This is a genomic window from Picosynechococcus sp. NKBG042902 (assembly GCF_963864045.1).
In the GTDB taxonomy this organism is placed as follows: domain Bacteria; phylum Cyanobacteriota; class Cyanobacteriia; order Cyanobacteriales; family MRBY01; genus MRBY01.
Map to the genome: position 1 here is coordinate 1 of NZ_CAWLTV010000049.1, position 26,190 is coordinate 26,190.

The 26,190-nt window shown below is 49.5% G+C and carries 27 protein-coding genes; 10 read left to right on the forward strand and 17 right to left on the reverse strand.

Features of this window, described 5'->3' with window-relative positions; translation table 11 throughout:
* The 3 genes from AACR41_RS01690 to AACR41_RS01700 form a co-directional block, all read right to left on the reverse strand.
* On the reverse strand, window positions 1–1,307 hold a 1,307-nt coding region (locus tag AACR41_RS01690; protein WP_045442493.1), incomplete at its 3' end, for a hypothetical protein.
* A 6-nt stretch (window positions 1,308–1,313) separates the two neighbouring features.
* Complete coding sequence (locus AACR41_RS01695; protein WP_030008049.1) at window positions 1,314–1,883, reverse strand: Uma2 family endonuclease; 570 nt, start codon at window positions 1,881–1,883, stop codon at window positions 1,314–1,316.
* A 220-nt stretch (window positions 1,884–2,103) separates the two neighbouring features.
* Window positions 2,104–3,183, reverse strand: coding sequence for a class I fructose-bisphosphate aldolase (locus tag AACR41_RS01700; RefSeq protein WP_030008050.1), 1,080 nt, complete (start codon window positions 3,181–3,183; stop codon window positions 2,104–2,106).
* 113 nt (window positions 3,184–3,296) lie between these two features.
* On the opposite strand from AACR41_RS01700, the gene AACR41_RS01705 reads away from it, so the two are divergent.
* The 6 genes from AACR41_RS01705 to nrtS2 all read left to right on the forward strand — a co-directional run bounded on the left by AACR41_RS01705 (window position 3,297) and on the right by nrtS2 (window position 6,095).
* On the forward strand, window positions 3,297–3,656 hold the full coding sequence (locus AACR41_RS01705) for a Spx/MgsR family RNA polymerase-binding regulatory protein (protein WP_030008051.1): 360 nt from the start codon (window positions 3,297–3,299) through the stop codon (window positions 3,654–3,656).
* A 40-nt stretch (window positions 3,657–3,696) separates the two neighbouring features.
* On the forward strand, window positions 3,697–4,038 hold the full coding sequence (locus tag AACR41_RS01710; protein WP_045442496.1) for a phosphomannose isomerase type II C-terminal cupin domain: 342 nt from the start codon (window positions 3,697–3,699) through the stop codon (window positions 4,036–4,038).
* A 92-nt stretch (window positions 4,039–4,130) separates the two neighbouring features.
* A complete protein-coding gene (gene purN / locus AACR41_RS01715; RefSeq protein WP_030008053.1) occupies window positions 4,131–4,775 on the forward strand; it encodes a phosphoribosylglycinamide formyltransferase in 645 nt (214 codons plus the stop codon).
* 18 nt (window positions 4,776–4,793) lie between these two features.
* On the forward strand, window positions 4,794–5,486 hold the full coding sequence (locus tag AACR41_RS01720; RefSeq protein WP_030008054.1) for an N-acetylmannosamine-6-phosphate 2-epimerase: 693 nt from the start codon (window positions 4,794–4,796) through the stop codon (window positions 5,484–5,486).
* 34 nt (window positions 5,487–5,520) lie between these two features.
* A complete protein-coding gene (nrtS1, locus tag AACR41_RS01725) occupies window positions 5,521–5,775 on the forward strand; it encodes a nitrate/nitrite transporter NrtS1 (protein ID WP_030008055.1) in 255 nt (84 codons plus the stop codon).
* A gap of 41 nt (window positions 5,776–5,816) precedes the next feature.
* Window positions 5,817–6,095, forward strand: coding sequence for a nitrate/nitrite transporter NrtS2 (gene nrtS2, locus AACR41_RS01730; RefSeq protein WP_030008056.1), 279 nt, complete (start codon window positions 5,817–5,819; stop codon window positions 6,093–6,095).
* A gap of 478 nt (window positions 6,096–6,573) precedes the next feature.
* Here the strand turns inward: nrtS2 and AACR41_RS01735 are convergent, their stop codons facing one another.
* The 4 genes from AACR41_RS01735 to cysS all read right to left on the reverse strand — a co-directional run bounded on the left by AACR41_RS01735 (window position 6,574) and on the right by cysS (window position 10,953).
* Window positions 6,574–7,503, reverse strand: a complete 930-nt coding sequence (locus AACR41_RS01735) for a cobalamin-binding protein (protein ID WP_030008058.1) — start codon at window positions 7,501–7,503, stop codon at window positions 6,574–6,576.
* 74 nt (window positions 7,504–7,577) lie between these two features.
* Window positions 7,578–8,927, reverse strand: a complete 1,350-nt coding sequence (dnaA, locus tag AACR41_RS01740; RefSeq protein ID WP_030008059.1) for a chromosomal replication initiator protein DnaA — start codon at window positions 8,925–8,927, stop codon at window positions 7,578–7,580.
* Between the two features lie 55 nt (window positions 8,928–8,982).
* Entirely contained in the window at window positions 8,983–9,456 is a 474-nt protein-coding gene (locus tag AACR41_RS01745; RefSeq protein WP_030008060.1) for a nitrate reductase associated protein, read from the reverse strand.
* A gap of 78 nt (window positions 9,457–9,534) precedes the next feature.
* Window positions 9,535–10,953, reverse strand: a complete 1,419-nt coding sequence (cysS, locus tag AACR41_RS01750; protein ID WP_030008061.1) for a cysteine--tRNA ligase — start codon at window positions 10,951–10,953, stop codon at window positions 9,535–9,537.
* Between the two features lie 156 nt (window positions 10,954–11,109).
* On the opposite strand from cysS, the gene AACR41_RS01755 reads away from it, so the two are divergent.
* Both AACR41_RS01755 and AACR41_RS01760 read left to right on the forward strand, forming a co-directional pair.
* A complete protein-coding gene (locus AACR41_RS01755) occupies window positions 11,110–12,747 on the forward strand; it encodes a vWA domain-containing protein (protein ID WP_030008062.1) in 1,638 nt (545 codons plus the stop codon).
* Between the two features lie 130 nt (window positions 12,748–12,877).
* Window positions 12,878–13,273: a hypothetical protein gene (locus tag AACR41_RS01760; RefSeq protein WP_030008063.1), complete on the forward strand. Its 396-nt coding sequence runs from the start codon at window positions 12,878–12,880 to the stop codon at window positions 13,271–13,273.
* A gap of 107 nt (window positions 13,274–13,380) precedes the next feature.
* Here AACR41_RS01760 and AACR41_RS01765 read toward each other — a convergent pair whose 3' ends face one another.
* The 4 genes from AACR41_RS01765 to AACR41_RS01780 form a co-directional block, all read right to left on the reverse strand.
* On the reverse strand, window positions 13,381–15,207 hold the full coding sequence (locus AACR41_RS01765; protein ID WP_223209964.1) for a two-component system response regulator: 1,827 nt from the start codon (window positions 15,205–15,207) through the stop codon (window positions 13,381–13,383).
* A gap of 369 nt (window positions 15,208–15,576) precedes the next feature.
* Window positions 15,577–16,428 carry a sulfite exporter TauE/SafE family protein gene (locus tag AACR41_RS01770; RefSeq protein ID WP_030008065.1) on the reverse strand — a complete coding sequence of 284 codons (852 nt, stop codon included), beginning with the start codon at window positions 16,426–16,428 and terminating at the stop codon, window positions 15,577–15,579.
* Window positions 16,429–16,482: 54 nt separating this feature from the next.
* Window positions 16,483–17,016, reverse strand: a complete 534-nt coding sequence (locus tag AACR41_RS01775; protein WP_030008066.1) for a rhodanese-like domain-containing protein — start codon at window positions 17,014–17,016, stop codon at window positions 16,483–16,485.
* Window positions 17,017–17,088: 72 nt separating this feature from the next.
* Window positions 17,089–17,769, reverse strand: a complete 681-nt coding sequence (locus tag AACR41_RS01780; RefSeq protein ID WP_030008067.1) for an MBL fold metallo-hydrolase — start codon at window positions 17,767–17,769, stop codon at window positions 17,089–17,091.
* A gap of 404 nt (window positions 17,770–18,173) precedes the next feature.
* Here AACR41_RS01780 and AACR41_RS01785 point away from each other — a divergent pair, with 404 nt between their 5' ends.
* Entirely contained in the window at window positions 18,174–19,592 is a 1,419-nt protein-coding gene (locus AACR41_RS01785) for a gluconeogenesis factor YvcK family protein (RefSeq protein ID WP_030008068.1), read from the forward strand.
* 178 nt (window positions 19,593–19,770) lie between these two features.
* On the opposite strand, the gene AACR41_RS01790 is transcribed toward AACR41_RS01785, so the two are convergent.
* The 5 genes from AACR41_RS01790 to AACR41_RS01810 all read right to left on the reverse strand — a co-directional run bounded on the left by AACR41_RS01790 (window position 19,771) and on the right by AACR41_RS01810 (window position 24,542).
* Window positions 19,771–20,748: a diguanylate cyclase gene (locus AACR41_RS01790; RefSeq protein ID WP_152551033.1), complete on the reverse strand. Its 978-nt coding sequence runs from the start codon at window positions 20,746–20,748 to the stop codon at window positions 19,771–19,773.
* Window positions 20,733–21,191, reverse strand: coding sequence for a hypothetical protein (locus tag AACR41_RS01795; protein WP_030008070.1), 459 nt, complete (start codon window positions 21,189–21,191; stop codon window positions 20,733–20,735). Before AACR41_RS01795 ends, AACR41_RS01790 begins: the two co-directional genes overlap by 16 nt.
* Before the next feature lie 150 nt (window positions 21,192–21,341).
* Window positions 21,342–23,753, reverse strand: coding sequence for a GH116 family glycosyl hydrolase (locus AACR41_RS01800; RefSeq protein WP_030008071.1), 2,412 nt, complete (start codon window positions 23,751–23,753; stop codon window positions 21,342–21,344).
* A 187-nt stretch (window positions 23,754–23,940) separates the two neighbouring features.
* Window positions 23,941–24,303, reverse strand: coding sequence for a DUF5615 family PIN-like protein (locus AACR41_RS01805; protein ID WP_030008072.1), 363 nt, complete (start codon window positions 24,301–24,303; stop codon window positions 23,941–23,943).
* A complete protein-coding gene (locus AACR41_RS01810) occupies window positions 24,300–24,542 on the reverse strand; it encodes a DUF433 domain-containing protein (RefSeq protein WP_030008073.1) in 243 nt (80 codons plus the stop codon). Before AACR41_RS01810 ends, AACR41_RS01805 begins: the two co-directional genes overlap by 4 nt.
* Window positions 24,543–24,843: 301 nt before the next feature.
* On the opposite strand from AACR41_RS01810, the gene AACR41_RS01815 reads away from it, so the two are divergent.
* The gene (locus AACR41_RS01815) at window positions 24,844–25,956 is read left to right on the forward strand and encodes a VWA domain-containing protein (RefSeq protein WP_049761690.1); all 1,113 of its coding nucleotides are present in this window, start codon (window positions 24,844–24,846) and stop codon (window positions 25,954–25,956) included.
* Between the two features lie 63 nt (window positions 25,957–26,019).
* Here the strand turns inward: AACR41_RS01815 and AACR41_RS01820 are convergent.
* The coding region (locus tag AACR41_RS01820) for an FAD-linked oxidase C-terminal domain-containing protein (protein WP_339367620.1) at window positions 26,020–26,190 on the reverse strand (171 nt) is incomplete at its 5' end.

A 26,190-nucleotide genomic window follows, 5' to 3' on the forward strand; every position in this document is an offset into this window, starting at 1 on the left:
GTATAATTAGGGCAAAGTTGATCCACTTCACTCTTTAAGACATCTAGAGGAGATAATGTTCCAGCTATAGTAATAGCTTCTCCTAATTTATTTCTTTTATGCTTGCGTATACAAAATTTAGAATAAATCTTAGAGTAAATTGAATTTCTGGCATTCTTGACGTCTATATATATGACTTTGTCTTCTCGAATTGCTTCTATATCAAAAAGCTTCCAGTCTTCGTTATTACCTGAGAAAACTTGGGTTAAAGAAATATCTTTAACGGATAGATAACCAGTTTTTCTGTAGTATTCTTGGACAACTTTTTCTGCGGCTCTTGCAGAAACCATTTTCATAAAAGAGTCACTATGATTATTGCCAGACCATTGATTAACCAGCTTTAGTTCATCTTCATTTAAACAGTAAAAAGTAGCGACGGAGCCATTAAGGTACTCTTTGTATCTATATGAAGACTTAAAAAATTTTTCCAAGCAACCAAAAAAAGCATCATACTTTTCTCTTATAACTTGAGCCTTGATTTCTCTTGTTGCATAATCCCATAAGTGACTTTCTTTCTCTAACTCTTTTTGAAGAAAGGTTATATTCTTCCAATAAAGATCTTTTGTTTCCTGTGGTGTATCTTTGCTTTTTAATGCTGTGCGAATTTCTATTTTTATCTGTTGCTTGATGTTATCATTTAATTCATTAAGATAGTCATTTACTAGCGAAGTATAAATATGCCTATGCCGTATTTTTTGTCTGATTTTGTCATTCAATAATAATTCTATGCTGACTTCTTTTCTTTTTGATTCGTCTAATGATTGCTTTTTTAGTATATCGTAAAATCCCCCTTTTTTTACCCCTAAAGAAAGAGAGGCAACCTCATCTTCAAAAAACACTTTTTTTAATAAAATAGGATTTTCTATAAATGATTCTTGAATACAAACAAAAGCTGTTTGCGAAGTGAAACTTGATAAAATGAGTCCTTTGAAATTATATAATTCTACGTTTTTTGCTTGCTTGCCAAAAGTGTCAATTTCAAATTCTACATAAATCCCAAATGCGAGATATTTTATGTCAATATTATGCTCGAAACATTTTTTAGAAAGCCTCTTATATCTTTTCTTTAAAAGAGAGAGTAAACGAGGGCCAATCTCCTTTTCTTTAAAATATATTCCTGTTTTATATTCATCTAATATCTGTAAATTTTGACGTGATTTTAGTGAGTCTATATCTTCGGGTTTAACAATAAATCCATACCCTTTTTGATCTTTTTTAAAAAGAAAGCTAAAAAGGATACTTCTTGACTTTTTGGATCGCTCTTTCATTGTCTTTTAAACTAGTATTAGTCCTTGGTAGGCCTGCTCAATAGAAAAGGTAAGGCCAATACTTTCTAGGGTGACCATATCTCCAGCTTGATAGTTGGTGATCAGCCATTCTCCTGATTTATTTTTATGATACAAATCCATCTCAATGGCGGTAGAACTCACCAGTAAATAATCTTTTAAGACCGGATTTTGGCGATAGAGTCTAAATTTGCCACCCCGATCATAAGCCTCAGTGCTTTTTGATAAAACTTCGACAACCAGACAAGGATATGTAATGAATTGGGTGGTGGACTGATCTCGCTCATCGCAGGTGACGCTGATATCTGGATAGGTATAGTTATGGCTGTTAGGAATTTTGATTTTGAGATCAGAATTTCCGGTTTCGCAACCGCTACCATCCAGATGATTAAAAAATAAACTCGACAGCCTCACGGCAATTAGACTATGGTTTTTGTTGCCGCCCCCCATGGCATAGATTTGACCATCGATATATTCGTATTTTTCGACTTGCTGTTCCTCCCAACGTAAATATTCGTCAGGAGTGAATCGGGGAAATTTTTCTTCAGCAATAACCATATAGTCTTTCTTGCAATCGGGATATTCACCGTTATAGCATTTCTGGAATCAAAGATACTTAAGCGGTATTAGATGACGAGCTAATGGTGCTTTTGGCAGGCTAAAAAACGTGCATAATCATCTTTTGCTTAAGCCTCCTAAAAAATGCCATGGTAATCATTCCTGAGACTTGATCAATATTTAAAGAACAGTCCTCCTTTGCCCCAGGACGACATCTTCTTTAAGCGATGGTGATTTCTGGATCAAGATAGACATCCTGAATGAGGTGAAAGAGTTTGACCCCTTCTGCCATGGGCCGTTGGAAGGTTTTGCGACCCGAAATTAAGCCACAACCGCCAGCTCGTTTATTGATCACGGCGGTGCGAATTGCTTGGGCAAAATCGTTTTCGCCGGAGGAGCCACCGGAATTAATTAAACCAGCCCGCCCGCCATAACAGTTCAACACTTGGTAACGGGTGAGATCGATGGGGTGATCACTGGTGAGTTCGTCGTAAACTTTGGGGTGGGTTCTGCCGTATTTTTTGCCCGTCGCCTTGGCGATCGCCCCGTAACCGTTATTGGTTTCTGGTAATTTTTGTTTAATAATATCCGCCTCAATGGTTACGCCCATGTGGTTCGCTTGTCCCGTCAAATCCGCCGCCAAATGGTAATCCTTGTCCTGTTTAAACACATCGTTGCGCAGATAACACCAGAGAATCGTCGCCATTCCTAGCTCGTGGGCGCGGGCAAAGGCACGGCTAACCTCTTGAATTTGTCGGCTCGATTCTGGGGAGCCAAAATAAATCGTTGCACCGACGGCGATCGCCCCCAAATTCCAAGCCTGTTCCACCGTCGCAAACATAATTTGATCTGCACCGTTGGGATAAGTCAGCAGTTCATTGTGGTTCAGTTTGACGATAAACGGGATGCGGTGGGCATATTTGCGGGACATCATCCCCAACACACCGAGGGTCGTCGCTACGCCGTTACAGCCCCCTTCAATGGCTAGACGGATAATGTTTTCGGGGTCAAAATAAATCGGGTTTGGGGCAAAGGAAGCCGCACCGGAATGTTCAATGCCTTGATCAACGGGCAAAATTGAGAGATAACCTGTATTTGCCAGTCGTCCCGTACCAAACAATTGTTGCAAGGAACGTAAGACTGGAGTGGGGCGATCGCTCTGGGCATAGACCCGTTCCACGATATCCGCCCCGGGGAGAGTGAGCAGATTTTGATTAATTTTCGCGCTGTGACCCAAGAGACTTTCTGCTTCCTCTCCAAGCCAAGCTGCAATTGATTTTTCGGCAGAAATGGTCGTCATGGTGAAAAATGTGGGGACTTGCTACAGTTCCGTTGTAACACTTCTGCCAAAGTGGGCCGCCCTGAGGATCATGGATAATAAACGAAGTTATCTTTTGTTTAACCGATCACAAAATGGCCCTGCAAGTTTACGGCATTCCCACCTGCAACACCTGTAAAAAAGCATTGAAATGGCTAGAAACAGCCGGAATTTCCTACGAATTTATCAATACCAAAGAGCAACCTCCCAGCAGAGAGGCGATCGCCCAATGGGTCAAAACACTCGGCAGCAAACCAATGCGCAATACTTCTGGGCAAGCCTACCGCGCCTTGGGGGAAGAAAAGAAAACCTGGGATGATAACCAGTGGATCGAGGCTTTTAGTCAAGATGCAATGCTCTTAAAACGGCCTTTGTTCGTGCGGGATAACCAGGCGGTCTTGGTGGGATTTCGGGCCAGTGAAACGGAATTGCGCGATCGCCTCGGTACTCAGTAAGCCTTTAAAATAATCTTGAAATCCCGCTGAACCTATCCCTATGCTTGAAACCCGTACACCCCCCTGGGGCAAAGTCACGATCCTCGAAGAAGGCGATCGCTACCGCATTAACCGCATCGAAGTGAAACCCGGTCACCACATCAGCACCCAAATGCACTACCATCGCAGCGAGCATTGGGTCGTCGTTTCCGGGACAGCGAAGGTGATTTGCAACGACCAAGAAATTATCTTGACTCCCCGCCAATCTACCTATGTCCCGATGAATACCAGGCACCGGGTCGAAAATCCAGGGGTCATTGATCTGGTGATGATCGAAATTCAAAACGGCGAATTTTTGGGAGACGAAGATATTATTCGTTTCGAGGATCGCGATTCTGCCTAGCCCTACCCCGACGCCACCGAGTAAAAATATCTGACTTTCGACTAGGGAACCGATATGCTTAGTGGTTGTACTTCCGAGGATTACCGCGATTGATGGGTAATGTTACGCTAAATTCTGCTTTAATTTCTCCCCCTGTAACCCTGGCGGATGTGCCCTTATCCCGTCCGGTAAAGTTGGGAGTCTTGGCCTCCGGTAGCGGCAGTAACTACGGGGCAATCGCCAAGGCCATTACCGAAAATCAACTCAAGGCGGAAATTCCGATTCTGATCTACAACAACCCCAAAGCAAAGGTTTTAGAACGGGCCGCAACATTTGGCACGAAAACCCAACTGATTAACCACCGGGAGTTTGCCTCGCGGGAAGCCTGTGACCAAGCGATTTTAGAAGTCTTGCGATCGCATGGGGTGGAGTGGGTCATCATGGCGGGTTGGATGCGCATTGTCACCGAGGTTTTGCTCACGGGCTACGAAAATCGGATTTTAAACATTCACCCCAGTCTATTGCCCAGTTTTAAAGGGATTCGCGCTGTGGAACAAGCATTGGCGGCTGGCGTAAAAGTGACGGGCTGTTCGGTACATTTTGCTAGCCCAGAAGTCGATAGTGGCGACATTATTATGCAGGCGGTGGTGCCCATTTTGGCCGATGACACTCCTGAAACGCTCCATGCCAGAATTCAAGTGCAAGAACACCGCATTTTTCCGGCGGCGATCGCCTTAGCTGTGTCCCAATATTCCTAGAAATTTCCCGTAAAACCCATGTCTGATCTGATTGCCCAGTTTAAAAATCGCCTGATTATTTCCTGCCAAGCTCCCGCTGATTCTCCCCTCCATGACCCTGAAATGATTGCGGCGATCACCCAAGCTTGCGTCAATCAAGGGGCCGTTGGAGTGCGCATCGATAGCCCTGACCACATCCGCGCTGTGCGGGCCAAATTACCCCAGATCCCGATTATCGGTCTATGGAAACGTACTTTTCCCGAATCAGATGTTTACATCACCCCCCGGTTAGAGGATGCCCTGGTGGTGGTGGAAGCGGGAGCCGATATTGTTGCCGTTGATGCCACGGCCCGCCCCCGCCCGAACGGAGAAACCCTCGCGGATCTGATCGCCGGGATTCACCAGCAAACAGGCAAATTGGTGATGGCGGATCTCGACACCTACGAAAATGCTCAATGGGCCGCCCAAGCTGGTGCTGATATTTTGGGGACGACCCTCTACGGCTATACGGGAGTAACCAAAGATTTAACGCCCCCTGGTTTTGGGTTGCTTGAAAAACTTGCCCAGGATTTTGACCAGCCGATCATCTGCGAAGGAGGCATCCACACCCCAGAAATGCTGCAAAAAGCCTTCCAATTGGGGGCTGATAGCGTCGTTGTTGGGACAGCGATTACCGGTGTTGATCTCTTGGCACAAAAATTTTGTCAGGCGATCGCCCCAGGCCACCCGTGAGTAAAATTCAGATATACAAATTAGAGGTTCACCGATGGGCCTAAAAAGTTATCTTCAGACCCTGGGCGATCGCACCCTCCACAGCACTGCCATCCGTGTCGCCCTAATTGTGGGCACTGTGATTTTTTGCATTAACCACGGTAGTGCCTTTCTTCATGGGACAATGACCCGGACCCGTTGGACGTCCATGGTTTTGACCTACTTTGTGCCTTACTGCGTCAATCTCCATGGCCAAATAGCCAGCCGGATGCGCCAGCAAGCCAAAGCCCACCCTTCTTCCGAGCCATAAAGATTTAGAGCCACTTTTTTATTAGTTTGGGGATTGCACCGATGCGCTTGACAATCTATTTCCGAGCCTTAGGCGATCGCACCTTTCGACCAACGGCGATTCGGGTTGCCCTGTTTGTGGGAACTGTCCACTTTTGTATTAACCATGGTGTTGCTGTGTTGAATGGCACCATGACCAGTACCCGCTGGCTGGCGGCGGCCATAACCTACTGTGTGCCCTACTGTGTCAATGTCCATGGTCAATTGGTCAGCCGACTGCGAGCCGAAGCAGAAGCGACCCAGGAGAGTTCCCAAGCAGATCCCCAAAAATTGACGTCGTAACTGGCATCAAAGTTAAGAGATTAATAGGTATGTTGGCCTTTGTTGGCCGCTTCTTTTTGCCAGCATTTTTCTAACAGGTTGATTTTATAGAGATACCAAAACCGATTCGGGTTCCATACGGTATGCCGATCTGTGTGTCCCACGGGTTGATTGAGATATTGAAATACAGGATCGACTAGGTGCCTAATTTTGAGCCACATAGACAGCATCCTCACCTTAGATAATATTTTTTGAATCGAAAAGCGGCGGTACATCACGAAACGCCTGCCCTCAAAATCTTGCTATGTCTTTAATGTGCCAAATTCCCAGGCGAAGCCAAAGGGATGCTTTTTTGGGGAGGATGCTCGTTTTTGCGAAAATATCCCCTAATTTGTCCTAATAATTCCTTTTTTGCCAACATAAACTTGATAGAAAATGTTGTAAAACTAGGCTCAGATGTAATATTTCTTTGGATAGTTACTATTTGTTGAAATATTACTTATTTGAATAAAGAGAGTTTTTGCCAGGCAGTTTTTGGATAAAGGCGATCGCCAGTCGGTTGCAAAATTTCCGTGAGAATTTCTAGGGAATCCATGAGGCGCGGCCCTGGTCGGTTGAAATAAGCGTTGCCATCACAGATAAATAACTGATCGTTTTGCACCGCTCGTAATTGTTTCCACTCAGGGTGTAACTCCAAGTCGGCGAGCATTTCCTGGCGGGTACGTTCGAGGTCAAAGCCGCAGGGCATCACCACCACCACATCAGGATCACTGGCCAAGAGGGTTTCCCAACTGATGTAGGGGGAATGTTTGCCCGGTTTGCCTAAAATGTTGTCGCCGCCCGCGAGTTCAATGAGTTCCGGGAGCCAATTACCGCCGCCCATGAGGGGATCAATCCATTCAATGGCCGCCACCCGGGGCCGTTTTGCTAAAGTCTTGCCTCGTTTTTGGCAAGCTTTTACCCGCTGTTGTAGATCCTGCAAAACGGGTTGGGGATCACGGTTAAACTGCTGGGCAACACGGCGAATATCCTGGTAAACGTCCGCTAGGGTATTGGGCTGGAGCGAAATCAACTGCGTCGGATGATCACTCAACTGGGCGATCGCCTTTTGCACATCGGCCAGGGTGACGGCACAAACATCGCACTGATCTTGGGTGACAATGTGGGTTGGTTGTAGGGCTTGCAAGACATCTAGCTTCACTTCATAGATCCCCAAGGCTCCTTGGAGTAAGGCCAAAACTTCTTGGTCAATTTCGCCACTGGGACGTTCTGAATCGAGGCGGGCAGCGGTACACACGGGGCGATCGCCAATCTCTGGGGGATAGTCACATTCGTGGCTCCGGGCCACCACGTCCGAAGTTAAACCCAAACAATCTAAAATTTCGGTGGCACTGGGCAAGAGCGAAACGATCCGGTAGGAAGCAACCATGAATAAAACACAATCGATGAACTACTGCTCATTGTAGCGGTGTCTTTTTTTTGCACGATGTGGGCCGCTTGTCCCTAGAGGTTTTGGTGGTGGTGATTAATGCGATCGCTAATTTGGCTCACCAATTGGGAGATTTTTTGATTTTTCGTCAGTAACTGACCAATTTTGTCGCAACTGTACATCACCGTAGTGTGGTCTTTGCCACCGAACAGTTCACCAATGCGGGGCAAGCTGAGATCGGTGTGTTGGCGCATCAAATACATTGCAATTTGCCGGGCCGTACTAATTTCCCGTCGTCGAGAAGCCCCCTTCAAATCTTCAATGCTCACCCCCGTGGCTTCGGCGGCAATTTGCAAGATCACATCCGGGGCCGCCGGAGCATATTCCACCGTCGGGTTCAAAATGGGGGCGAGGTTTTCGACGGTCATCGGTAGGCCAGAGATCGCAATGTGGGTCACTGCCCGCAGGAGCGCCCCCTCCAATTCGCGGATATTCGCCGTGTAGTGGGTGGCGATATATTCAATCACCGAGCGGGATAGGTTTAAATTTTCCGCCTCAGCCTTTTTCTGGAGAATCGCCATCCGGGTTTCTAGGTCGGGGGGTTGGATATCGGCGATTAGCCCCATGGAAAAGCGAGAAGAAAGTCTTTGTTGCAAGCCTGGAATCTGATGCGGTGGGCGATCGCTCGCGAGAACAATTTGTTTACCCGCTTCGTGGAGAGTATTAAAGGTATAGAAAAATTCTTCTTGGGTGTATTCTTTCCCCTCGATGAACTGAATATCATCCACCAGTAAGATATCGGCGGTGCGGTAATGCTCCCGGAACGTTTGCAGACTATCCTTGCGAATCGCAACAATTAAATCATTGGTAAATTGCTCCGTGGAAACATAGAAAATCTTCGCATCCGGCTGGGTATCCAAACGGTAATGGCCGATCGCCTGCATCAGGTGCGTTTTTCCCAGACCCACTCCCCCACAGAGCACCAGGGGATTAAAATCCCGCCCCGGTGATTCCGCCACCGCTAAGGCCGCCGCATGGGCCATGCGATTGGTTGGGCCAACCACAAACCGTGAAAAGGTATATTTCGAGTTGAGTTCTGGGGTCTTTTTACCTGGACGGGTCGATTGGCCACTGCGGGAACTATAAAAACTCTGGGTCGCTGCGAGGGTATTCCCTTCTGGAGAAGTGAGGCGTACCTTAACGGGCTGCTGCAATAATTCGGCGATGGTTTCGGTGATCAACGCACCATAGTATTTCTGGATATGGTTCAGGACAAAGGCATTTGGGGCGCAGAGTACGATTTCATCCTCCTGCCACTGTTGGATCGCCGTCGGCTGAATCCAAGTTTCGTAGGTGGGGCGACTCAGTTGTTGTTCAAGTTTTGTCAGGACTTCTTGCCAAAGCCATTGGGGATTTTGAGTCACCGTGATTGATCCTACAAAATAGACGGGAACAGGGGGTTGGGCTTTTCAATGTAGCTCAATTTTTCTCAGTGTGAACCCCTGGCAACACCCCAAATTCTCGTAGAGCAGGGACAAAGTTGTGGTTTTCGTGACTGGGGCGACTCAGCTTCAGTAGGGCAAACCGTTGCAGGGGTGTTAAATTTTGCCATTGGGTTGGGGCAATTTCTACGTTGCAACTGCGGGCTTTTTCAAGCACTTGGGCGGGAATTTCCGTTTGTAGCCAAGGGGGATTTGGGTCGATATCGAGGACTTTGGCTGGTGTACCTGTTTTTTCTGTAATTAGCCCTTGGAGCGTTTCGTGGTAGTGCTGCACTTCAGCAGGGGTTTCACAGGGCATTTGAATGAGCTGGGTTTTTTCGGCCTCTGTGAATTTGTGCCAATGGTCAAGTTTCATTTTGACGCCACAGGTATCGAGTTTGTAGCGCATGATCATCGGAATACAGCGCAGCGATGCAATGAAATCCTGCTCGAACCCAAAGAAATCTGTCATGGGATTTTGCCTCAGTAAAAGTTTGAGAATTTACATCCCCCTAAATCCCCCTTCATAAGGGGGACTAAGAGTTCTTTTTTACTCCCGGTGCCACTCGGTAATACCGCCTGGTTTGTCCACCAGCACAATCCCTTTTTTGGTGAGTAAATCCCGGAGGCGATCGCCTTCTGCATAGTTTTTATTGGCGCGAGCGTCCTTACGCTGTTGGATCAAGTCTTCAATTTCAGCATCGGTTAAACCAGCAGCCTGTTGCTTTGTTTCCGGGACAAAACCGAGGATATCGGCCAATTCCTTAAGGGTGAGCCAGAGGGAGGCGAGAATTTGCGGATTTTGCTGGAGTTTGCCTTCGTGGACGAGGATATTTTTCTCTTTTTTCAGTTCTTTCGCCAGTTCAAAGAGAATCGCCAAGCCGCCGGAAAAGTTGAGGTCATTGTCAACAATTGCTTTAAATTTCGCCAGGATGCCCTTGTCAGCGGTGATATTGTTCGTATCCAAATGTTCTGCCCCAAATAGCAGCGCATCATTGAGGGTTTCCCAGCCCTTGGTCGCAGCGGTGAGGGCTTCGTCGGTGAAATCCAGGGGCTTGGTGTAGTGGGCCTGGAGGATAAACAAACGCACGGCCATCGGGTCATATTTTTGCAGGAGGTCGCGGATCGTGATGAAGTTGCCGAGGGATTTGGACATTTTTTCCCCTTCCACCTTCACCATGCCATTGTGCAGCCAATATTTTGCTAAAGGCTGACCCGTGGCGGCTTCCGACTGGGCGATCTCGTTTTCGTGGTGCGGGAAAATCAAGTCACTGCCCCCCACATGGATATCAATGGTTTCCCCAAGGCGATCGCGCACCATCGCCGAACATTCAATGTGCCAACCGGGACGACCAGCACCCCAGGGGGAATCCCAGGCGGGTTCTCCTGCTTTGGCGGCTTTCCAGAGGGCAAAATCAAAGGGGTCATGTTTTTTCGGCGCATCAGGATCTTCTGTGACGCGACCGCTGGCCCCCGCTTGCATATCGTCTAATTTGCGGCCAGAGAGTTTCCCATAGCCATCAAACTTGCGCACCGCATAGTACACATCCCCCTGGGAGGCGTAGGCAAAACCCCGTTGTTCTAGGTCGTGGATCAGCTTTTGAATCCCATCTAAACTGTGGGTTGCCCTAGGATATTCATCGGCGGGTTGAATGTGGAGCGCTTCCATATCCTCGAAATAGGCTTCGATAAATTTTTCGGCGATCGCCCCCATGGAACTTTTTTCTGCCCGCGCCCGATTGAGGATTTTGTCGTCAATATCGGTGAAATTTTGGATGTAATGCACCTCATAGCCTGACCATTGCAAGTAACGTCGCACCACATCCCAGATCAAACAGGTGCGTGCGTGACCCAGGTGGCAATAGTCATATACCGTAATCCCACAGCAGTACATCCGCACCCGATTAGCTTCGAGGGGTTCAAAGGGTTCAGAACGGCGATGGAGGGTATTGTAAAGACTGAGGGACATGGTAAGCACTGGCGTTGAGCGTGTTTCATTCTAACCCACGATTGCCCAGGGAATTCAATCCCCATTGAGTCCTGCCGTTACAGTTTTTTGAACCTAGGCGATCGCCCCAAAAGACGGTGTTAGGTTGAAGGTAATTCTTCTCCTGGAGGTCAGCCCATGGCCACTTCATCGCCTCGAAAACTATTGCCTCAACGTTCCCTCACCCTACTCCTCAGTGGTTGTTTGTTGGGGGGACAGATCCTTGCGGGTTGTCAGATGGCCTCCCAGAGAACTTCAGACACAGGGATGGATGCCATGGCCCCCCAAGTGGCAGAAACGGAGTCCATGCCTGTGATGCCACCCCCCGATGGAGACATTCCCCAGGAAGTGCCGGATCTCTCCCAAGAAGATTACAACCTCATCCGCGATAATCCTTTCCAATTGGTGCGCACTGAACCGCTGTCTACCTTTGCCCTTGATGTAGATTCTGGAGCCTATAGTAATGTCAGGCGCTTTTTAGATGATGGTCAGCTTCCTCCCGCTGATGCGGTGCGCCTAGAGGAGATGATTAATTATTTCACCTATGACTATCCGGCTCCGGACGATCAACCCTTCGCCATTAGCACCGAGCTCTCCCAAGCTCCTTGGCAACCCCAGCACCAACTCCTCCGCATTGGTATTAAGGGCCAGGAAATTGCAAATGAAGCCCTTCCCCCCAGCAATTTGGTGTTTCTCTTTGATGTGTCGGGGTCGATGAATGATCCCGATAAATTGCCGCTTCTCAAGTCAGCGTTTCGGTTATTGGTGAACGAGTTGCGCCCAGAGGATCGCGTTTCCATTGTGGTGTATGCCGGGGCGGCGGGTTTAGTCTTGCCCTCGACTTCTGGGGCCGAAAAAGAAACTATTCTGGCGGCCTTGGATAACTTAGAAGCAGGGGGTTCCACGGCGGGTGGTGAAGGCATTGAATTGGCTTACCAGGAGGCGGCAGAAAACTTTCTCGATAATGGCAATAACCGAATTATTCTGGCCACCGATGGGGATTTTAATGTGGGGATGTCCAGCGATGCAGAACTAATTCGTCTGATCGAACAAAAGCGAGAGCAGGATATTTTTCTGACGGTGCTGGGCTTTGGTACAGGCAATCTCAAGGACGCCAAGATGGAGCAGCTCGCCAATAACGGGAATGGAAACTATGCCTACATCGACAACATCCTTGAAGCGAAAAAGGTGCTGGTCACGGAAATGGGCGGCACGCTTTTAACTTTGGCAAAGGACGTGAAAATTCAGGTGGAATTTAACCCGGCCCAGGTGCAGGCTTATCGTCTGTTGGGTTACGAAAATCGCCTGTTAGCGGCCCAGGATTTTAATGACGACACTAAGGATGCGGGGGAATTGGGGGCTGGCCATACGGTGACGGCTCTCTATGAAATTGTGCCGGTGGGTGTTGATTCGCCCGTGGAGTTGCCGACGGTGGATGATTTGAAATACCAAGAAACGCAATCCAATCAAGGGAATTTTGCGGGGGAATTGCTGCAATTGAAGCTCCGCTATAAACCCCCCACTGGCGATAATTCGGCACTGATCACCCAGGCGATCGCCAATGACAGTAAACCCTTAGATCAAGCCTCTCCAGATTTTCGGTTTGCGGCGGCGGTAGCGGAATTTGGGATGCTATTGCGGGACTCCCCCTACCGTGGCGAAAGTTCCTTTGATCAAGTTTTAGAACTGGCCCAGGGCAGCAAAGGAGCAGATCCCGAAGGCTATCGCAGTGAATTTATCCAACTGGTTAAAACGGCCCAGGCTTTGAATTTTTAAGGAAGAAGACCGACGCAGTTTTGTGTTCTCCCGTAGGTTGTGGGTCAGGCGATCGCCAAGTGCATAGGGTCTGCTACCCGGCCACTACATAGCACCACGAAATGAAACATATCCTTCGGAGAACAGATCAATGAAAATCACACGACACACCATTGGCAAAGGTTTAATGCTTGGCACCATGATTCTAATGGGCAGTGGCTTTAGTGCGAATGCCGCCCCCCTTTCTAGTACTGGCCCCCTGCCTTCTGTCGGCTGTCCAAGTAATTTACCCCAGCACCACTGTTGGCTGAGAACAACACCGACCGGGCCGATTAACCCTGGCATGGTTGCAACGCCGCTCCCCTCAGCCCAAGCCCAACCTAAACCTCTGACCTGCCCAGAAGGTTGGCAGCCCCGGCCCCAGGAAGTCAATTTCCAGCTTGGCCCTTGTCTACCCGGCACTATTGTGACCCCGACTCCCCAACCCCAGGCGGAACTTCTCCTTCCTGCTATTCAAAAAATGCATTTGGGTCTGCCCGGAAGATAACTCACAAAAAAACAAGATCACCATGGTGCTGTTTTCTGAAAACTTTGACCGGGGTGATCTTATTTCTTGATTTGATTTAAGCGAGTTCAAAGGAACAGTTCGGTTACCTAAGCAACATCCGTATAGGCTTCAAAATCCATAAAAGGAGAACTATAGGGCTCCAGATCCATAAAAGGAGAGCTCAAAAACTCCTCTGCTTTGATGGGACGACTAAACAAAAAGCCCTGGATTTCATCACAGTTAAATCGCGTCAAAAATTCCAACTCTCCCTCATCTTCAACCCCTTCAGCAACTACCTTAAGGTTGAGATTGTGGGCCATTTCAATAATTGCGGTGATAATTGTTGCATTAACACGGTTTCGATGAATCCCATGGATAAAGGAGCGATCTAGCTTGAGGGTATCAAAGGAAAACTGCTGCAAATAGCTTAAAGAAGAATAACCCGTACCAAAATCATCTAAAGCAATTTTCAAACCCAAAGACCGCAAGGCCTTTAAACGTCGTATCGATACTTCCCCATTGTTCACGAGGGTGCTTTCTGTCAATTCCAGTTGGATATCTTGGGGCTGCAATTGATTGTTGATAATAATTTGGCTGAGGCGATGGTGCAGATTGAGTTGGGTAAATTGTTTTGCCGAAAGATTGATCGACATATAAAAGTCCTTGAGGCCCGCAAGCTGCCAACGACGCAATTGGCAACAGGCTTCTTCCATGACATATTCCCCAATCGGGATGATCAAACCGGTTTCTTCGGCCAGGGAAATAAATTGATTGGGCAAAACCAAACCACGGGTTGGGTGAAACCAGCGTAAGAGGGCTTCGGCACCAACCACCTTACCTGTTTGCAAGTTCATCTTCGGCTGGTAAACAACTTCGAGTTCGTTGCGTTCGAGAGCTTGCCGCAGATCGGCTTCGAGGGAAACCGTATTCAAGCGGCCCACGTTCATTGCTACGGAATAAAAGGCGTGTTGATTGCCCCCTTGTTTTTGAACTCGCAACATGGCTGTGTGGGCATTACTGAGCAGTTCATCAAGGGTAATGCCATCTCTGATGTAGAGGGCGATGCCGATGCTGAGGCTGATAAAGACATCCTGTTGGTCTTCTGTGGTAAAGGGGGAGCTAAAGGCCGCGAGGATTTCTTCGGCAATGTTGACGACTTCGTGGCGATGTTCTAGGGGATGAAGAATCGCACAAAATTCTGAAGTGTTGAGACTAACGACAGTGCCGTATTTCTCTAAGGTTTGTTGTAGGCGATCGCCCACCTGCTTGAGTAAAGCGCTGACTATACCGTGGCCAAGATATTCGTTAAGGAGCTGAAAGCGGTCTAGACCAATGGAGAGAAGCGGAGTGGAGGGCACTGTCTCACTATCTTCTTGACCGAGGGGTAACTGTGCCACCACCTTTTCAAAAGCATAGGTAATCCTATTTTGATTCGGTAGACCGGTGAGACTATCTTTCTCGCTCAGTTGGTTTAACTGCTCGGAATAGTATTGTTTGACCTTGGAGTATTTATTGAGACGTACTTCGACAGCCTTGAGGAGTTCTGCAGCTTGGATCGGTTTCATCAAATAATCATCGGCTCCGGATGCCATTCCCTGGCGGAGTTGCTGACCCTCTGCTTGGGCCGTCAAAAAAATAAAGGGAATCATTTCCGTTGCTTCTTGTTGCTGGAGTTGTGCCAGAACGTCATAGCCACTCAAACAGGGCATCATCACATCGCAGATGATGAGATCCGGGTGATATTCCTTGGCTGCCTGAATTCCTTTTTCACCATCACTCGCTTCGATAACGATGTAACCAGCATTCGTAAGAATTCTTCGAGTCAGTTTACGGATAACGTAGTCGTCTTCAATGACAAGAATCGTCGTGATTTCTCCGGGATTTTGCAGGCCAGAGGAAACATCATTTTGGACGGGAAGGTTGTTAGGAGACATATTCACTCAGCATCTCAGGGCGTTGGTGGAACATTTTTTCGGGGAAAGAAACCAAGCTATTTGCCATCAGATAATTGGATGTTCGCTGTTTCTGTAAGGATGTTTTCTTTCATTAAGTGCCACAATCATTGCGCTGTAGATGCCAATTGCTATCTCAAAAATGTTGGAGGTTCGGGGTCAAACCTCGGACTAGCGGGGTGGCTACGCGCGAAAAATGTTGGCTCGCTTTAATTTTGGTTTATGAAAATCAAAGGCGTTATGTGTAGAAATGTAACACAGTGATGGGAAAAAAGTAAATCTGGGGTATCTGCTCTAATTTTTTTCCGTGGAAAATTAAAACCAAAAGATTGCTTTCGCTAAGGGAATTGTTTATTTCTGTTGGGCGATCGCCACAGTCGTTTCGGGCAAGGTCGTCAATCGGGGTAGGCGATCGCGCTGTTGAAACAAAATAAAAGCCGCCACCGCCAAGAGAAAATACCCAAAGCCCTTTTGGAGTTGTTTTGCATTGAAATAGCGCCCACTGTAGCCGCCGAGTAAAATTCCCAGGCTCGCCACAAAGGTAAAGTTCACCATCAGATGCCAATCAAAAACCACATCAGCCTGGCCAAAGTAACCCAGAAATCCGGCGATCGCATTCATCACAATAATCACCAGGGAAGTGCCCACCGCCTCTTTCATTTCCGTCTTACCGAGCAACACCAGGGCAGGCACAATCGCAAAGCCCCCACCAACTCCTACTAGCCCCGTCAAAATGCCAATCCCCAAACCTTCCGTGAGCAACCACAGCCAACAGTAACGGCACACCGGGGCCGGATAATCTTCAAGGTGTGGCTCATTTGCTTGGTGGGCGATCGCCTTGCCGCTTTTGCGAATCATAAAAATCGCCGCGATCAACATCATCACCGCAAACAGCAATAGCTGCACCGTCCCTGTGATGAAGGGCAACCGGGTTAACTGCGCTCCCAGGAAAGCCCCGACCATGGTCGCCGAGCCAAAAATTCCTGCTTTTTTCAAGTTAATATTCCCCTGTCGCCAGTGGGGCACCAAACCCACCGCACTGACAATGCCGACGATAAACAACGTCATGGCGATCGCACTTTTTGGGTCAACCCCCATCACATAGACCAAAATCGGCACCGCCAACACCGAACCACCGCCCCCCATCAAGCCCAGACTGATTCCAATACAAGCCGCTAAAAAATATCCCAAGAGCTGCATCATATCCTCCAAAAAAAAGCCCCCAGCAACTGTGGGGAGCAATGTCGTTCGTTAAACTTATTTGACTCGGTTGTAGGGGAGACGGGCCAAAATTTTCGCCATGCCGCAGAAGCCCGTAAAGCCCGCAAACATCAACCCAGAGCCGACAAATCCGGTGAGGAGCAAAAACCAAGGGGAGACAAACGCACTTAGTAATGTACCGACGAGGACTAGACCCCCGGCGACAATTTGCACCTGGCGCATCATCGGTAAAGGCGCTTTTTTATCTTCGTTGTAGGGCAAGTTAGCGCCCTTCCAGGCCGTAAATCCGCCGTCAAAATGGGCCACTTGGTAATAGCCTGCCGCAAAAAATAGTTCTGCCGCCCGTCGGGAGCGATTGCCGCTTTGACAATAAAGGATCACATTTTTCGTTGTCTGGGGCACGGTGTCTACGGTCAAGCGAGACAGGGGAATATTTTGCGCTCCCGCCACGTGTTCTCTCGCGTATTCAGCTTGTTCGCGCACATCGAAAACGACGGTATTGGGAGAATCGACCTGGACGGCAAACTCGGCGGGTGAAAGTTCAAGTAATTGTTGTTGGGTAGTAGTCATTGCACTAAAAAAAATGGTGATGATTGGGTGTAATCCGAGACGAAAAATGGCTTGCTTGCCAGGGAAAAAGAGTTAAACATTGCCACAGGCTTGGTTTGCGGGCACTGCTTCCATAATCTTTTTCGGGTCGGGGAGGTTGAGGTTATCCATCAGGTGAACAAAGGCTTGGCGATCGCCTTTGAGGCGGGGGTTAAATTGCTTTTCTTCAGCGATGGTCGAAACCATTTGCCCACGATAATCATGGCCCGGATAAACTAAGGTTTCGGGGGGTAAACGAAATAGTTTTTGAATCGAATCGTAGAGGGTGCCCGCGTCACCACTCTGGAAGTCAGTGCGGCCACAGCCCCGGATAAACAAGGCATCCCCCGTGAATAGATGGGTGCCATTTGCTAAAAAAGCCATGTGACTATCGGTGTGTCCGGGGGTGGCGATCGCCTGAATTTCGATGGCACCGACCTTGAGCACGTCCCCATCGGCAACGGAACGATCCGCACAGGCGACTTCTGCCCCCTGGGGAACAATCCCCAAACAGTTCGTTTTTTCCCGGAGTCGACTCGTCCCCGTCACATGGTCAGCATGGACATGGGTTTCGAGACAATACTTTAACGTCAGACCCAGTTCTTGCAGAAGCTTAAGATCCCGCTCCACTTGCTCAATCACGGGGTCGATCAAGGCCGCCTCACCACTTTCAGGATCAGCCACAAGATAGGTGTAGGTATAGGTTTCGTAGTCAAAAAGTTGGCGAAAGAGCATGGTTCACAAAGACAGCAGCTGAGTGACTAAGCTGGTCGTTAAACATAAGTATATCACTAAAAAGTAATTTATCAATAGAAAATTTTAGGCTTTTTTTAGGTTTCTGGGGGAAATTTCCCCTCGCTTCCCCCGTTTAAATGCCTATACTCATGGTGACGGGGCCAGTCCACCAAAAATTCAAATTCTGCCCATCATTTGACTATTACCCCGCAAATCAAGGGTGTAGGCGTGGAGTTTGTTACATTCAGAAGCGCCATTCCGCCCTATGGTAGACCTAGGCAAAAATTCTGGAAATTTTTGTAAAAAAGGGGTTCTTTTCCTGTTTGATCTTGGGGTGTTCTTTTTTTAACAACCCTAAGCAATGCTCCCCCTGGGGTGACTCTGCTGTTCAACGATGCACCACTATGCTGATCAACCCATTTCGTCGTCCTTTCCGCAAAAACCTCCGGGCCTATCCACGACCAATGGCAGTCACTAAAAATCACCCACAACATCGCCTCAACCATTGGCTCAAATGGATGATGCCGGGCCTCTCGGTCAAGCGATGGCTCTTGATGAGTGCTTTGGGGGTTCTATTTACGGCGTTGGGGTTGGCGATTTGGCTGAATTTAACCCCTGTTTCCCGGCTGTTGGCCTTGATGGGCGCACTCCTGCAATGGTTGACGGCGGTGGTTCCGAGTAATATTTCTGGGCCAGTGGCGATCGCCGCTGGTTTGAGTCTGATTTTCTGGGGCCAAAATCGCACCTTTGGGGCAATTACCACGGTGCTAAATCCCGATGGGGACGAAGAACTAGTTGATATGCTCCACAACCACCGGCGCTTAAATAAGGGGCCGAAAATTGTTGCCATTGGTGGTGGGACGGGTCTCTCTACCCTGCTGCGGGGCCTCAAGAAATACAGCAGCAACATTACCGCCGTGGTGACTGTGGCCGACGATGGCGGATCTTCGGGACGACTGCGCCGAGAAATCGGTGTGCTGCCGCCGGGGGATATCCGTAACTGTCTCTCGGCCTTTGCGGACGAAGAAAGACTCCTCACGGAATTATTTCAATATCGCTTTAAGGCGGGCGATGGGTTAGTGGGCCATAGTTTTGGCAATTTATTTCTCACGGCCATGAGCGAAATTACCGGGGATCTCGAACAGGCGGTGCTGGCCAGTTCTAAGGTTTTGGCGATTCGCGGTCGGGTTTTGCCAGCGACCCTCAGTGATGTGAAGCTTTGGGCGAGGATGGCCGACGGTCGGGTCATTGAGGGGGAATCTAATATCCCAGAGGCTGGGGGACACATTATGGAACTGGGTTGTTGGCCCGAAAATCCGCCAGCCCTCCCCGCAGCAGTCAAGGCCATTGAGGAAGCTGACTTTATTATCATGGGGCCGGGGAGCCTCTATACCAGCGTGATCCCCAATTTGTTAGTCCCGGAAATTCGCGAGGCGATCGCCCGTAGTGGTGCCCCCCGGATTTATGTCTGCAATATCATGACCCAACCGGGAGAAACCGATGGTTATACCGTCGCTGACCACATCAAGGCCATTGACCGCGCCTGTGGCAAAAAACTCTTTGATGCTGTCCTTGTCCACCAGCGATCGCCGTCGGAAGCGGCCCTCCGTAAATATGCCCTCGAACGTTCCCATCCTGTATTTCTCGACCGCGAAGAGGTGGGGCGACTAAGGCGACGGGTGGTGATTGCCAACATCATGGACGAAGACCCAGACACAGGCTATGTCCGCCACAACCACGAACGTCTAGCGGGGATGTTGGTACGTTGGTTTAGCCGCGCTGCCGAAGTCCAAACTAAAATGGCCCATCCCCCCACCAAATAGATCCTTCCCTGGGGAAGGTGGCCGCTAGGCCGGAGGGTGTTCTCCCCTGGAGAGGAGCTAGAGGGGTGGCCCCTGGAGCTAACACTCCCCTAACCCCTCTCAAGAGGGGAACAGTTGGCCGGTGAGCTAGCAAGCCCCATGAATTTCTCCCATAGAGGGGAGCTAGAGGGGTGATGTTCTACCCCGAAACCCTCGATGTCACAATGCGATCGCGCCCTTCATGTTTCGCCTGATATAAAGCCTTGTCGGCCTGAAAAATGAAGTGCCCCATATCCGCCTGGGGTTGGGGTTGGGCCACATGGAGACCGATGCTGATCGTAATAAATTCACTAATCGGTGACTTTGGGTGGGGAATCTTGGCCTTGGCGATCGCCTTGATCAGTTCCTGGGCAATGTTTTTCGCGCTCGCAAAATCGACATTGGTCAATAGCAGCACAAATTCTTCCCCTCCATAGCGGGCCGCCAAGTCCGTTGGGCGACGGGCCATCAAATTTACCCAAGAGGAAACCTGTTGAATACATTTATCCCCTTTTTGGTGCCCATAGTGATCGTTGTAGTTTTTAAAAAAATCAATGTCGATCATCATTAGGGCTAAGGGGTACTGATATCGCACCGCCCGCTGCCACTCTTTTGTTAGGGTGAGGTCAAACATGCGGCGATTAGCAATGCCCGTCAGCCCATCCAAGTGGGAAAGTTCCTCAAGTTCCTGATTTAACATCAAAATTTTCTGCTGGGCCTGTTTTAACGCTTCGACCTGGGCCTGCAAACGGATCGCAAACCACACGGCGATCGCCAATACCAAAGACAAAGAACTGCCCAAGATTAAGATTCCCCAGGCCACCGGGTGCTCAAATAAACTCTGGCTGGTGTCCTCGGCCACTAGCAATCTCTTGGAAAAAAAAGCCTGCCACAGGGCGATCGTCAAAGTTAGTCCCAGCCATAACAATGCCAGAGGAAAGAAAAAATTTGATACCCGACGGTGAATTTGTAAACTCAACTGCCGCGCCTGGAGAATGACGATCAGACCCACCACGATAAAACCACTGGAGGTATGAACCGCCATTTGCGTCAGCTTCCCCCAACCGTAGGTCGTCTCAATATTCGCAAGATAGCCCAAACACGCCACCGTCCCCAATCCCATCACCGACGCCCCCAAAAAACTTCCCCCCAGCAAATTTCTTTTTGTTGCGGCTGCGTAATCAAAAACAACCCAATGCTGGTCAGGAAAAAACAGAGGGCGGTATTCGGGGCCATTCGTCCTGGATGGGAGGTCGCCACAACAATGTAATGGCGCATGAAAAGTTCATCCAGGGGGAGGTTTAGGCCAAAGATATATTCAGCTAGGGTCAATCCCCCCAAGAGACCGATGAGGATCGCTAGGGCGATCGCCACTCTTTTCATCGGCCCCAAGGCAAACATAGCCAGCCCCACCAACACAAACCCCAGGGCCGTATTAAACTGCATCGGCACAAAACTAGGATGAAGCTGAATGATTTCTGGCAGGCGCAAATACCAACCCAAGATCACAGCAATCCCTAGGGTACAGACCGAGGCAGCACCAAGATAAATCAGGGCTTGGGAAAAGGGAAAACGTTTCATCAGCAGCCTGGAGTTCCACGGGCTGGGGGAGGAAAATATCGCAGTCTAATTTTGCCCGCTATTTCTATTTTGTCCTGTTGGCTCGTAAAAACTAGCAGGGGACGGTGACAAATTTGGTGAGGATCTTCCCTTTTGCCCCTAGTTGAGGCGTTAGATTGCCCCTAGGGCATCGTAGATCGCCCAGATCCCCATGGCCCGCAGGTAGTGACAGGCGCGGAAAGTACCATTGGCCGTAATCGCTTCGGGGGTGCGGAACTGTAACCCATTGTCATAAACCTGCTTCACCACGGCTTCCACCATCCGCAGGGCTTCGGTTTGCATCCCATTACGAATCATCAGGGCGGCAATGCCAAAGTTAATCCCTGTCCACACTTCGAGGGGATGGGTATCATTTTCCTTTTCGGGGGTGCCGTCGGGGTTGAGGCCATTGGCCGCACCAAATTGACCGCCATGGAATTTTTCACAACAAGCAGTGTAAATGGTAGCTAGGGTTGTGGCAGTGCGATCGCCGGGGTTCACATCGGGGAGATTGAGTAGTTGGGCGTAATATTGACCGCACAGTTGATCGGCCATCACCACGCGGGAATTACTCCCCGTATCCAGGGTGTAGTAGCTGCCGTTCCAGAGGGTGTCTTGGTAGCGGGGCCGGGCCTGGTCGAGCCAGGTTTGGTAGGTGGCGATCGCCTGCTCAAATTCTGCTGCGGAGACTTGATTTTGGTGTTCTTCAAAGTGACTGGGACTTTGTTGGAGGATTTTTGCCATGGCGATCGCCGCTTCGAGGGCCGCGATCCACAGCCCCCCACAGTAGGCACTGATGCCCTTAAGCTTCCAGTCATCAAAGGTTTGATCCGGTGCGCCCCCATTTTCGGGAATGCCATCGCCGTCTAGATCAAAGATCTTCAGGTAATCAAGGGCTGTGACGACACTTCCCCAACAGCTCCAGAGAAATTCCGTGTCCTCGGCCCCGGTCATCACAAAATCCCGGTACACTTGCAGGACAAAATCTGACCCCAAATCTTTCCAGAGGTTGCAATCCTGGTAAGCGGTGTAATTGGTGGCTTCCCAAGGATGTTCGTTCGGTGCCCCCAGATCATGGGGCGTTGCCCCAGCGACTTTGCGGGTGGCCATGGTCTTGTTGTAGCCGATCATCCGTTGGGTATCGTCACTGGTGGGAATCGCCCGGGCAAAGGCTTCTAGCACCGCTTTATCCAGTCGCGGCCAGAGCATCGTCAAACCAAAAGAACCATACATCCGCACATCGAGGCTTTCGTACCAGCAATAGTCGAGGCATTCTAAAACCCCAAACTGACCGACGGGATCATTTTCCGTGGCCGCCGTCCAGAGGCTTCCTCCCTGGGTCAATAGGTACAACTCATTAAACAATGCCATTTTTAGCCAATCCGACAGATCGTCTCGCCCTAGGATCGGTTGTTGCCAAGCAGCGATCCGTTCCTTCCAGAGATCGCTATGTTTCATCGCCGTGCGGATCATCGTCCAGACATTATTCCCACTCCGGCCAAAAAAGTCTGTGTAGCGGCGGAAATAGGTGATATCCGGCGCAAATTCCATCACAGGCAAATCCCAGGCGAGAAAGAAGGGGATTTTCTTCGTTTTGCCGGGTCGGAGGGTAAAGCGTACGGCGATCGCCCCGGCAATTTGTTCCCCAGGCGCAGCCGGTGTTTCATCTTCAATGTCTGGCAGAGAGCCATTCCCGGCAAAATAATCCCACACATCGCGGCCATCCCCCACCGGGTTCCAACGGTTGTGATAAAAGACTTCCAAAGTCGGATTCGTCACCGTCGCAAAACACAGTTGGCCTTCCCCTTCGCTGAGATCCGCATGGGGCCGCACCCGATTCAGCAGGCAGCCGACCCGGTAGCGGTCTTGCACCCATTGGTTTAAATTGCCAGTGCTATCGCCCCAACGGGATTGGTATTCGTACACCGGGGAGCCGTCATCCCGCAGCACCACCTCCGGCGTTTTTTGGGCTTTGGTAAACCACCCCACCATGTTTTGCCAAGTCATCATAATACTGACGGTGATCGGCTTATCGGTGGGGTTGTAGGCCGTCCATTCAAACACGGCAACGGGATAACTGGTTTCTTGGTAATTCTGGGCAATAATCGGCGAAAACTGCTCACAAGTCAGCTCTGCGGCGAAAACCCCTTGATATTCGTACCAACTGCGCGGGTATAAGGCGGCATAGGTGCCTTTTTCGGCGGGATACCATTGCCAACTGCCCAAGGTGCCATCCTCAGGGGCGACGGTACTCATGGCGTAGGCTTGGGCTGCTTCTCCCTCCGGCTGTTCAAAGACACTAAATTGACAAGCACCAGCATTGCGAAAGGTGTGTTCCCCCGCATCTAAATGCCACAGATTAAAATCTCCCCGGGGCGATCGCCCGATGCAGCCCGCCCCAAACCCACCGAGGGGCATCCCATGCCAGGGGCCATCGTCTAAATTACTGCCATAGCGGACGGTGTAGGGGTGATCCCATCCCAAACCAAGGGGACGTTTCCAGGCACAATCGGGGATGACAGGGGGTTCCGCAAACAGACTCATAGGGACGGGCTGATCTCATGATTAAATACAGCTCTCAGTCTATCGCCTTTACTCCCTCCCCGAACTATCCTCCCTAGAGGGAGGTGGCCGGAAGGCCGGAGGGTGTCTTCTCCCTAGAGGGAGGTGGCCGCAGGCCGGAGGGTATTCTCTCCTCATAGGGGAGTTAGAGGGGTGCCTCTAGAGCGGTCTACATGGGTAAAGAACGAAGCCGAACTTTTTCATCATCAACCGATATGGCAACTCCTTGTCGCAATTCTGTAGAACATTGTTCTAAAACGAATGCTAAACGGTCTTCAATGACCTCACGGCTGGCGTTCCCTAAGCGAAAAATGACGACACTCGGCAGCTTCGCCTTTGACAGTGCTAATAAAGTCCCAAAGTCGAGATCAACGGTCAAGATAATGCGATTTTCCTGACGGGCTTTTTCTAAAATTTGTGCATCGGTAAGTTTTTCTAAACCTTGTTCTAGGAGATGAATGGCATCATGGCCTTGGTTGCGTAGCCAGCGCACTGTCTTGGGCGAAATTCCCATGTCTGCCAAAAATTTCATGAGGCCTTGGGTTGCCCTAGAGGAATAATTTTGTCCTCACTTAGCCAGGCCGCATAGAGCATCGCCTGCTGAATATCTTCTGGTTCTAGGTAAGGATAATCATCAATAATCTCGGCTGAACTTTTGCCATTTGCTAACAGGTTTAGAATCAGGGAAACCGGTATGCGCATTCCCCGGATGCAAGCTTTACCACCCATGATATTTGGATCAAAAGTAATTCGATTAAGTGCCTGTAGCATTTGTGACCTGACTCGACGAGGGCGATAGGACTTATCCATTGTTATTTTAGCCAATCCCCTAGACCATTCTCTCTAGAGGGAAGTGGCCAGAGGGTATTCTCCCCTGGAGGGGAGTCTCTCAAAAGTCCAAGGTTTTTGGCTAAATTGATATTACCCAAGGAAAAAAGCCAAGGAGGAGAGGTTAAATGCTGACACAACTACGGATTCGCTCCCATTAGTGAGTGACATTGAACAAAATAAGGGATTTTCACGTCAGGGAAGAATAAACGTTTTCTATGACATTCGAGGGGAGATGGTAAAGATGTTTCAATTCAAACGAACGTTATCGGTAGGGGCGATCGCCACTAGCTTAACCATGATCACCGGGGGAGTTTGGGCAGCAGAAAAACCCACGATCCAAATTGCGATTTTGCTGGATTCTAGCAATAGTATGGATGGCCTCATTGACCAGACCCGCCGCCAGTTGTGGACGGTGGTCAACGCCCTAACAGATGTACGCAAAGATGGTGAGATCCCCGACCTAGAGGTGGCCCTGTACCACTATGGCAATGATTCTTTACCCCCCGACGAAGGCTTTAACCGTCAACTGACAGATTTCACGACGGAACTGGACGGGGTTTCAGAAGCATTATTTACGATCCGCACCAATGGCGGCCAGGAATATAGCGGCTGGGTGATCCAAGATGCCATCAACCAACTCAATTGGGATAGCGACCCCGAAGACTTCCGGACAATTTTTATTGCGGGGAATGAACCCTTTGATCAGGGGAGTGTGAACTGGGCCGAGGCGGTGAATCTCGCCAAAAATCAAGATGTGCTGGTCAATACGATCTACTGCGGCAATGCCGAAAGTCGCGAGCGGGATCTGTGGGCTGCTGGGGCCGAGTTGGGGGATGGGGCCAATTTTAATATCGACCAAAATCGCGCTGTGGTGATTCAACCCTCTCCCTATGACGCTGAAATTCGTCGCCTAAACGATGAACTAAACCAAACTTATTTGCCCTACGGCAGTCTAGGTGAGCAGGGCTTAGAGCGACAATTGGTACAGGATGCGAACGCTGGGGCCGCCATTGTGACGCGGGGAATCTCGAAAAGCTCTGCCTACTACCGCAACAGTTCTTGGGATCTTGTCGATGCGATCGCCGAAGCAGAAGTAAGCCTTGAAACCCTCGCAGAAACGGCCCTCCCAGAGGAATTGCAGGGTCTTAGTCTGGCAGAACAAGAAGCCTACATCGCTAATACCCAAGCAGAACGCGAACAAATTCAGGCCCAAATTCGTGACCTGACGGCCCAACGGGAAGCTTATCTCAGCAGTTTGCCCACCGATGAAGACGCCAAAGATACCCTAGACTACGTGATGATCCAAGCGCTGCGGAGTCAACTGGCGCGCAAGGGGTTTGTCTTGCCCCGCTAGGGCTATGGGAGCAAATTAATCATCCTCCAGCAATTTTGTGGGCAGCGAACCTAGGCTGACCCATTAAAAAATCTCGCTATTTTTTAGATCGGCCACATTGGTCATCTTGGCCGATTCGCCACAGGTGCGGGGGGTTGGAAACAGCTTGCCGGGATTCGCTAATCCCTTTGGATTAAAGGCTTCTCGCACATAGCCCATGGTTTCGAGATCGGCCTCGTTGAACATATCCGGCAT

Bases quoted from the DNA above. Each gene is read 5' to 3' on its own strand.
- nrtS2 (WP_030008056.1), top strand. From the start codon at position 5,817: ATGCGCTTGACAATCTATTTCCGAGCCTTAGGCGATCGCACCTTTCGA.
- AACR41_RS01785 (WP_030008068.1), top strand. From the start codon at position 18,174: ATGCTGATCAACCCATTTCGTCGTCCTTTCCGCAAAAACCTCCGGGCC.
- AACR41_RS01695 (WP_030008049.1), bottom strand. From the start codon at position 1,883: ATGGTTATTGCTGAAGAAAAATTTCCCCGATTCACTCCTGACGAATAT.
- AACR41_RS01760 (WP_030008063.1), top strand. From the start codon at position 12,878: ATGAAAATCACACGACACACCATTGGCAAAGGTTTAATGCTTGGCACC.
- AACR41_RS01700 (WP_030008050.1), bottom strand. From the start codon at position 3,183: ATGACGACCATTTCTGCCGAAAAATCAATTGCAGCTTGGCTTGGAGAG.
- AACR41_RS01805 (WP_030008072.1), bottom strand. From the start codon at position 24,303: ATGAAATTTTTGGCAGACATGGGAATTTCGCCCAAGACAGTGCGCTGG.
- AACR41_RS01775 (WP_030008066.1), bottom strand. From the start codon at position 17,016: ATGACTACTACCCAACAACAATTACTTGAACTTTCACCCGCCGAGTTT.
- AACR41_RS01705 (WP_030008051.1), top strand. From the start codon at position 3,297: ATGGCCCTGCAAGTTTACGGCATTCCCACCTGCAACACCTGTAAAAAA.
- AACR41_RS01780 (WP_030008067.1), bottom strand. From the start codon at position 17,769: ATGCTCTTTCGCCAACTTTTTGACTACGAAACCTATACCTACACCTAT.
- AACR41_RS01770 (WP_030008065.1), bottom strand. From the start codon at position 16,428: ATGATGCAGCTCTTGGGATATTTTTTAGCGGCTTGTATTGGAATCAGT.
- cysS (WP_030008061.1), bottom strand. From the start codon at position 10,953: ATGTCCCTCAGTCTTTACAATACCCTCCATCGCCGTTCTGAACCCTTT.
- AACR41_RS01755 (WP_030008062.1), top strand. From the start codon at position 11,110: ATGGCCACTTCATCGCCTCGAAAACTATTGCCTCAACGTTCCCTCACC.
- AACR41_RS01745 (WP_030008060.1), bottom strand. From the start codon at position 9,456: ATGACAGATTTCTTTGGGTTCGAGCAGGATTTCATTGCATCGCTGCGC.
- AACR41_RS01765 (WP_223209964.1), bottom strand. From the start codon at position 15,207: ATGTCTCCTAACAACCTTCCCGTCCAAAATGATGTTTCCTCTGGCCTG.
- AACR41_RS01710 (WP_045442496.1), top strand. From the start codon at position 3,697: ATGCTTGAAACCCGTACACCCCCCTGGGGCAAAGTCACGATCCTCGAA.
- AACR41_RS01810 (WP_030008073.1), bottom strand. From the start codon at position 24,542: ATGCTACAGGCACTTAATCGAATTACTTTTGATCCAAATATCATGGGT.
- AACR41_RS01815 (WP_049761690.1), top strand. From the start codon at position 24,844: ATGTTTCAATTCAAACGAACGTTATCGGTAGGGGCGATCGCCACTAGC.
- AACR41_RS01720 (WP_030008054.1), top strand. From the start codon at position 4,794: ATGTCTGATCTGATTGCCCAGTTTAAAAATCGCCTGATTATTTCCTGC.
- purN (WP_030008053.1), top strand. From the start codon at position 4,131: ATGGGTAATGTTACGCTAAATTCTGCTTTAATTTCTCCCCCTGTAACC.
- AACR41_RS01735 (WP_030008058.1), bottom strand. From the start codon at position 7,503: ATGGTTGCTTCCTACCGGATCGTTTCGCTCTTGCCCAGTGCCACCGAA.
- AACR41_RS01795 (WP_030008070.1), bottom strand. From the start codon at position 21,191: ATGAAACGTTTTCCCTTTTCCCAAGCCCTGATTTATCTTGGTGCTGCC.
- AACR41_RS01800 (WP_030008071.1), bottom strand. From the start codon at position 23,753: ATGAGTCTGTTTGCGGAACCCCCTGTCATCCCCGATTGTGCCTGGAAA.
- nrtS1 (WP_030008055.1), top strand. From the start codon at position 5,521: ATGGGCCTAAAAAGTTATCTTCAGACCCTGGGCGATCGCACCCTCCAC.